The following is a 5,881-nucleotide window of genomic DNA, read 5'->3' as shown; positions in this document are numbered from 1 at the left end:
AAAGGGTGATGAGCGTGCGTATCATTGGATTAAGGGATTAAACTTCCGTTGGTTTTCAGAATGTTGCTGAAAAATAGTACCTGATAAGGCAGGGCATTCCCCCAGTACTCCCACGTATGCGCCCCCGGGCGTTCGGTGTAGTCATGCGGGGTTTGATTGGCCAGCAGGCGCTGATGCAGGTCGCGGTTTGTATCAATCAGAAAATCGTCGACACCAATATCCAGGATCAAAGGCAGCTTGTTTGCTTTCAGCTTATCGGCCAGCGTAACGATTGTCAGGCCCGGATAGGGGTGCTCACCGGCGGAGGGCGGACCCAGAAGACGGGCTAAATTATCGGCTCTCGATTTCGCAAAGTCGGCGGGGACTTTCCACGTCGCCGTGTTGATGTTCATTACACCGCTCATACTGCCGGCTGCGGCAAACAGTTCGGGATGCCGGGCGGCGATGAGCATGGCTCCGTGCCCGCCCATACTCAATCCGGCAATGACCCTTCCTCTTTTTTCAGCAACTGTCCGGTAGCTGGCATCTACTTTTTCGATGAGCTCCCTTGAAATAAATGTCTCGAACTGGCTGGTACTCACCAGCGGACTGTCGAAGTAATAGCTGACCGGGTCCCCGTCGGGCGTTACAATAATCAGGTTGTATTGATCCGCGAGCCGGTGTAGTAACAGCTTATCGGGCGTTTTGCTCAGCCAGTCTCTGAATGAGCCGGAGCCACCGTGAAGCAGGTAGAGAACCGGAAAGGCTTGCTTTTTCTTTTTTTTGTAGGATTGCGGCAGTACAACGGCCGCCTTAAGCAGCCGGTTCATGCTCGCACTCTGTATGGCAAGCGTATCAACCCGGGCCGCTTTTGTGAAAAGCGGCAGAAGCAGTAGCCAGGTCAGGGTCAGACAGCGTGTCATCTGCATCCGGAAAATTTTTCTAAAGGCTTAACTAAAGGCGTATAACTTGCATCAAAAGTACATATTGTATCTTTACGTACAAGTTACGTAAAGCAAAATTTATTGCTAATTCATGAATAAGTATAATCATCCGGGTGTTCCATATTTTCAGCATGTGTCAGAGCACTGTATTCATTACATGTCGATTGACGGGGTAATTTTTGGTTTTTCCGAAAATCAGCTCAAGGTTTTGCTGTTACGTTGGAAAGGAACGGATGAGTGGAGTTTGCCGGGAGGATTTATTTACAAACTTGAATCGGTAGATGCCGCTGCCGGACGGATTGTGCAGGAGCGTACCGGCCTGAACCAGCTTTACCTGAAACAGTTCCATGTGTTTGGCGATGCTAACCGCTATGATCAGGCCGATACCTGGCAACGGACAAAAATGCCGCTGGAAGGGATCAAATGGTCAGAACGTACCATCTCGATTGGCTATTATGCGCTGGTCAATTATTCGAAAGTGACCCCGATGCCGGATCTGATAACCGACGAATGCCGGTGGTGGAATATACAGGACCTGCCCCGCCTCCTGTTCGACCACAATCATATTATTGAGGTAGCCCTGCACTCCTTGCGCCGGGAATTGAATGAGCAGCCGCTGAATCACCTGCTACCGGATCCGTTTACCATACCTGAATTGCAGCGCCTGCACGAATGTATTCTGGGTACCGCGCTTGATTCGCGGAATTTCTACAAGAAAATGCTGGCCTCCGGCCAGCTGGAACGCTTGCCGGAACGCCGGTCGGGTACGTCACATAAAGCGCCGTACCTGTATCGGTTTCAGGAAACACAGTCCGGTGAAATCCTGCCGGAACCTGGTACCTGACGTATTACCGGCTACCATGCCGCAACGCCTGGTCAATATGGCGCTGGTTATGGACGGCCAGAAAGTGCAGCGTATCGCCGCCGTTCATTGTCAGGAAAGGGGCAACGGATACCGGAATCCGGATACGCTGTAAATCGGCCGTTCCGGCTTTCCGGATGAGCCGGAGTAATTCTTCCAGCTGACCAATAAATTCCGCTACCGTCTGATGGCCGGGGCGGGTTATGTTTGGCTGGTGTCGCTTCGCCGCTTTGTATCGCTTGCGGGATGTTTTCGGGTCCATCATCCTGATGAAATAGCGCCCCGGCCAGCCCGATGTAAACCGGTTTTGGTTTTTGTGAATGGTTCTGCTATCAAGTGCGTTGCGAAGGCGGGGCAAATAGTAGTGGCCATAGCTCAGCAGGTGTTCCAGACATTCGCTGACACTCCAGCCGCCATCGGGGGAAGGAGCCGAAAGCCAGGCGTCGGACTGGTTCTGAAAAACGTCAACGGCCAGGGTCAGCTGGCGGTCCGTCATTGCTTCAAGCATGGCCAGAAACTCCTTTTTATCAACCGTATTCATGGCAATTACCTCTTTTTGGTTTGTTGGCGCGTGGCCAGGAACAACCCCGCAGCGATCAGGCAAAAAACAGATTCGACCACCAGCCACTGCTGACCGAAAGCGCCGAGCCTGCCCTCCATAAAAATGGTCATGGTGCGTGAAAATGCATAAAAACCCCAAAGCAGTATCAGAAAACTCAGTCCTTTCCGGGGATCGTGCAGCATCAGATACATCAGCGAAATAAAAAGCGTCAGCCCGACGCCGCCATAAACGCCGCGGATCGAACTGTAGGCATCCGTATTGCCGAGTTGCACATGTACAAGGTCCATGACGGATTGCGGATTGGCAAAAGCCATCAGGCTGACCGCTAATAAGGCAAGGGCCGAGAGTGTAATAAAGCCCTGAGAGACACGGGTCAATAGTGTTTGCATAATTCGTTGTGTTAACGTTCGATGCAAAGGTGCGCCTGTATTTTTTACGGAATCTTGGTAAATACCAGGATTTATAGCTTGACCGAGTTTATGAGTTTGCTGAAGTTTGTCGGATCAACGCCGATATAATTGGCGAGATACCGGTGCGGAACCAGCTGGAGAATGTGCGGGCTGCGCTGGAGCAGTTTTCTGAATTTGTCGGCTGAGGAGTAGCACTGTAATTCGGCCAGGCGTTCGAGAATGCCCGAAAAGGCATGCGTCAATCCCAGCCGGATCATGGATTCAATGGCCGGAAATTCGGCCATCAACCGGGTCAGATCATGGCTGGATGCCCGTAAAAACACAGAAGGCGTCAGCGTTTCGAAATAATAACGGGAAGGCTGCCGGAGCATAAACGAATCTACGACGCCACCGAAGGAAGGCGGATACGAAAACACGATGGTTGCTTCCCGATGCAGCTCGTCCAGGTAATACACCCGCTGCACGCCTTCCAGCACAAAATAGAGGTACTTTTCCGGAGTACCCGCTTCAGTAAGCATCACTTTCCGCCTGGCCGTGAACGGATGCCAGATGGCTTCAAACGCCTGCCAGTCAGGATCGGGCAGTGGCCGGATGGCGTCGGTGACCCGTTTCAGGGCGGTGCGTTCAGAGGCTGTCATGGTCGTTTTCGTTACAGATGTCCGTCGGCAGAAACCTCGTCCTGTTTTTTGATGTAGAGCAGGGTTGTCTCAAACAGCTCGTGGCGCAGGTGTTGCTGCACCCAGGTCGGGTCGACGCCCTCATCGATCAGGATTTGGCCGGCCGTGTGGCGCAGGCTGTGCGCCGATATATTTTTCCGCTTGAGGTTCATGGCTTTGAGGTAACGGTCGATGCGGTACCGGATCTGTCCCGTTGTCAGGCCAGGAAACAGGAGCTGATCGGGAGAGGGCGCGGGGCATCCGCCTTCAGCGATGCCGGATGCGTTCAGGTAATTCCGGATGGCCTGCGCACATTCCGGAAAGAGATCAATCGTTTTTTTGTCGGCCTTCCCCCGTCCGAGAACGCTGATTTTTTCCTTATCGAAATCAAGATCGCCGATGGTCAGGCGGGTTACTTCAACGGTTCGCAATCCTTCCGTAACCATCAGCATGGCAACGGCTTTGTCGAGCGGATCATCAATTGTCCGGAGAAAACCGTCCCGTTCTTCCGCAGTCAGGCTATCCTTATGAAATTTACGTTCGACCGGGATGCCTTTTATTTTTTTAATGCCCTGCAAGGCGTTTATCTGTTCTTCATTTAGCCCCAGCCGCCCCGCGTTTTCTACGACCCAAACCCCCAGTTGTTTGACGGAGGACAGGTAAAAATTTATGGTAAAGGCCGAAAGTCCCTTTTTTTTCAGGTGCTGTATGTAATGGTGTACGGTCTGGGTGGTAAACGTGACGTGCTTTCCGGCCGCCCGTTCCTCATGCATGAATTTAAAAAAAACGGTCAGGGCCTGGGTGTAATTGTCCTTTGTTTTCTCGCCCATGAGGTGTACCGCTTCCTGTAGATAGCGATCAATCAGGAAGCTGGCATTGGCCGGTATTGGTTTTTGGGCCGGCGGGTCTGCCACCACTTTCGGAAAACCAATCACCTGAAAGAACATAAAGAATTTTTTGATCGGCGAAATTTTATTCCCCGTTTTCCCTTCGCCATAGATCTGAAGCGTTGCCTGGGTAATGGGCAGGCTATTGGCAAGGCAGAACTGAATAAACTGGCGCGTCAGCCGGGGATAATTGCCCGGATGAGGCAGCCAGTTCTCAAACAGGTTAATAAGCTGACTAACTGTCAGTACGCTTTTTGACGTAACGTGTATAGGGCGGACTACGGTTGTTGACTCTTTTTTGGACATATTGCAAATTTAAGCATCGTGCCCGAACCTGATGCATCCGGCCGGTTTTTCCGTCAGCGGCCGGTCAGATCCGGGACAGATTACACTACCTTCGTACGACCATGACAGACCAGCAAAACCCGCAGCAAAGCAATCCGAGACCTCCGATTGCTCCTTTATTCAATGATTCCGTTAACCAATCGCTCGAAGGCCCCAAAAACCGGGGATCTGAGCTCCGGTTTATTTTCCAGGTAGGCTGGGAACTCCTGAAGGGGCTGCGGAAGCTGCATTTTGTCGGCCCTTGCGTTACGGTCTTTGGCTCGGCCCGTTTCAAGGAAGGGCATCCCTACTACGAAATGGCCCGCCAGGCCGGTCGCGCTATCCGTGAGCTTGGGTTTACGGTCATGACCGGTGGTGGTCCCGGCATTATGGAGGCCGCTAACCGCGGGGCGTTCGAAACCGGTGGCCGCTCGGTCGGCTGCAATATCCGGTTGCCTTTTGAGCAGCAGCCAAACCCCTACCTGCACACCAGCGTAACGATCAATTTCTTTTTCGTCAGAAAGGTACTGCTGCTTAAATATTCGTATGCCTTTGTGGTATTGCCGGGCGGTTGGGGGACTATGGACGAACTCTTCGAAACGCTGACGCTGGTGCAGACCGGCGTGATTCAGCAGTTTCCGGTTGTGCTGATGGGCAAAGATTATTACCAGCCTCTGATGGCGTTTATGGAGGATATGAAAAAGCGGGGAACCATCAGTGAAAAAGACCTTGGCCTGGTTTGCCTGACAGACGACATTGATGAGGCGCAGCAGCATATACAAACCTATGTGCAGCAGAACTATAAAGTGATCTCCCGACGGAAGCCGCTGTGGTGGTTACTGGAGAAAGTCTGATTTCGACTGCTTCTGGCGGGAAGGCTAAGGCTGGCTTACAAAAAAACAACTACCTAAAGGGGTGGTCTTAGCCGTATTTATCGAAAAACTACCCATATGGGTAGGGGAAAATCTGTGACAAACCCATAGCTTTGGACCTGGGTATGTGAAATTAATTCGCAAAAAATGACAATTGGATTTAATAATCACACCCGTCACGTTCTAATCATATGTAACACCCGCTTCACATCGATGTTATGCGACTAACTGTTTACCTGAAATCAATTTCTTTACTTCTGGTTGCCGGTATGCTGTCCGGAACGGCTATCGCGCAGAAGAATTTTTTTTCTGCTGTGGAAAGCCCGCCTACCCGGAACGCATCCCTGGTTTCGGATGTCCCGGCCGGTATCCGCTCGTACCAGCT

General features: G+C 51.8%; 7 protein-coding genes. 2 read left to right on the top strand and 5 right to left on the bottom strand.

Annotation, left to right across the window (positions count from 1 at the left end):
• Positions 1-29 precede the first annotated feature (29 nt).
• Entirely contained in the window at positions 30-902 is an 873-nt protein-coding gene (locus BLX24_RS29355; RefSeq protein ID WP_071506786.1) for an alpha/beta hydrolase, read from the bottom strand.
• Between the two features lie 112 nt (positions 903-1,014).
• On the opposite strand from BLX24_RS29355, the gene BLX24_RS29350 reads away from it, so the two are divergent.
• On the top strand, positions 1,015-1,767 hold the full coding sequence (locus tag BLX24_RS29350; RefSeq protein ID WP_071506785.1) for an NUDIX hydrolase: 753 nt from the start codon (positions 1,015-1,017) through the stop codon (positions 1,765-1,767).
• Positions 1,768-1,771: 4 nt separating this feature from the next.
• Here BLX24_RS29350 and BLX24_RS29345 read toward each other — a convergent pair whose 3' ends face one another.
• The 4 genes from BLX24_RS29345 to BLX24_RS29330 form a co-directional block, all read right to left on the bottom strand.
• Positions 1,772-2,326, bottom strand: coding sequence for a DinB family protein (locus BLX24_RS29345; RefSeq protein ID WP_071506784.1), 555 nt, complete (start codon positions 2,324-2,326; stop codon positions 1,772-1,774).
• A 5-nt stretch (positions 2,327-2,331) separates the two neighbouring features.
• Positions 2,332-2,736: a DUF4345 domain-containing protein gene (locus BLX24_RS29340; RefSeq protein WP_071506783.1), complete on the bottom strand. Its 405-nt coding sequence runs from the start codon at positions 2,734-2,736 to the stop codon at positions 2,332-2,334.
• A 71-nt stretch (positions 2,737-2,807) separates the two neighbouring features.
• Positions 2,808-3,395 (bottom strand): Crp/Fnr family transcriptional regulator, encoded by a 588-nt coding sequence (locus BLX24_RS29335; protein WP_071506782.1) that lies wholly within the window; start codon positions 3,393-3,395, stop codon positions 2,808-2,810.
• An 11-nt stretch (positions 3,396-3,406) separates the two neighbouring features.
• Positions 3,407-4,606 carry a tyrosine-type recombinase/integrase gene (locus BLX24_RS29330; protein ID WP_071506781.1) on the bottom strand — a complete coding sequence of 400 codons (1,200 nt, stop codon included), beginning with the start codon at positions 4,604-4,606 and terminating at the stop codon, positions 3,407-3,409.
• A 101-nt stretch (positions 4,607-4,707) separates the two neighbouring features.
• On the opposite strand from BLX24_RS29330, the gene BLX24_RS29325 reads away from it, so the two are divergent.
• Positions 4,708-5,478: an LOG family protein gene (locus BLX24_RS29325; protein WP_071506780.1), complete on the top strand. Its 771-nt coding sequence runs from the start codon at positions 4,708-4,710 to the stop codon at positions 5,476-5,478.
• Positions 5,479-5,881: the final 403 nt, after the last annotated feature.

The organism is Arsenicibacter rosenii (genome assembly GCF_001870735.1).
Taxonomy (GTDB): Bacteria; Bacteroidota; Bacteroidia; order Cytophagales; family Spirosomataceae; genus Arsenicibacter; species Arsenicibacter rosenii.
This window is presented reverse-complemented; position numbering and strand designations above follow the sequence as displayed.

Bases quoted from the DNA above. Each gene is read 5' to 3' on its own strand.
- BLX24_RS29355 (WP_071506786.1), bottom strand. From the start codon at position 902: ATGACACGCTGTCTGACCCTGACCTGGCTACTGCTTCTGCCGCTTTTC.
- BLX24_RS29350 (WP_071506785.1), top strand. From the start codon at position 1,015: ATGAATAAGTATAATCATCCGGGTGTTCCATATTTTCAGCATGTGTCA.
- BLX24_RS29345 (WP_071506784.1), bottom strand. From the start codon at position 2,326: ATGAATACGGTTGATAAAAAGGAGTTTCTGGCCATGCTTGAAGCAATG.
- BLX24_RS29340 (WP_071506783.1), bottom strand. From the start codon at position 2,736: ATGCAAACACTATTGACCCGTGTCTCTCAGGGCTTTATTACACTCTCG.
- BLX24_RS29335 (WP_071506782.1), bottom strand. From the start codon at position 3,395: ATGACAGCCTCTGAACGCACCGCCCTGAAACGGGTCACCGACGCCATC.
- BLX24_RS29330 (WP_071506781.1), bottom strand. From the start codon at position 4,606: ATGTCCAAAAAAGAGTCAACAACCGTAGTCCGCCCTATACACGTTACG.
- BLX24_RS29325 (WP_071506780.1), top strand. From the start codon at position 4,708: ATGACAGACCAGCAAAACCCGCAGCAAAGCAATCCGAGACCTCCGATT.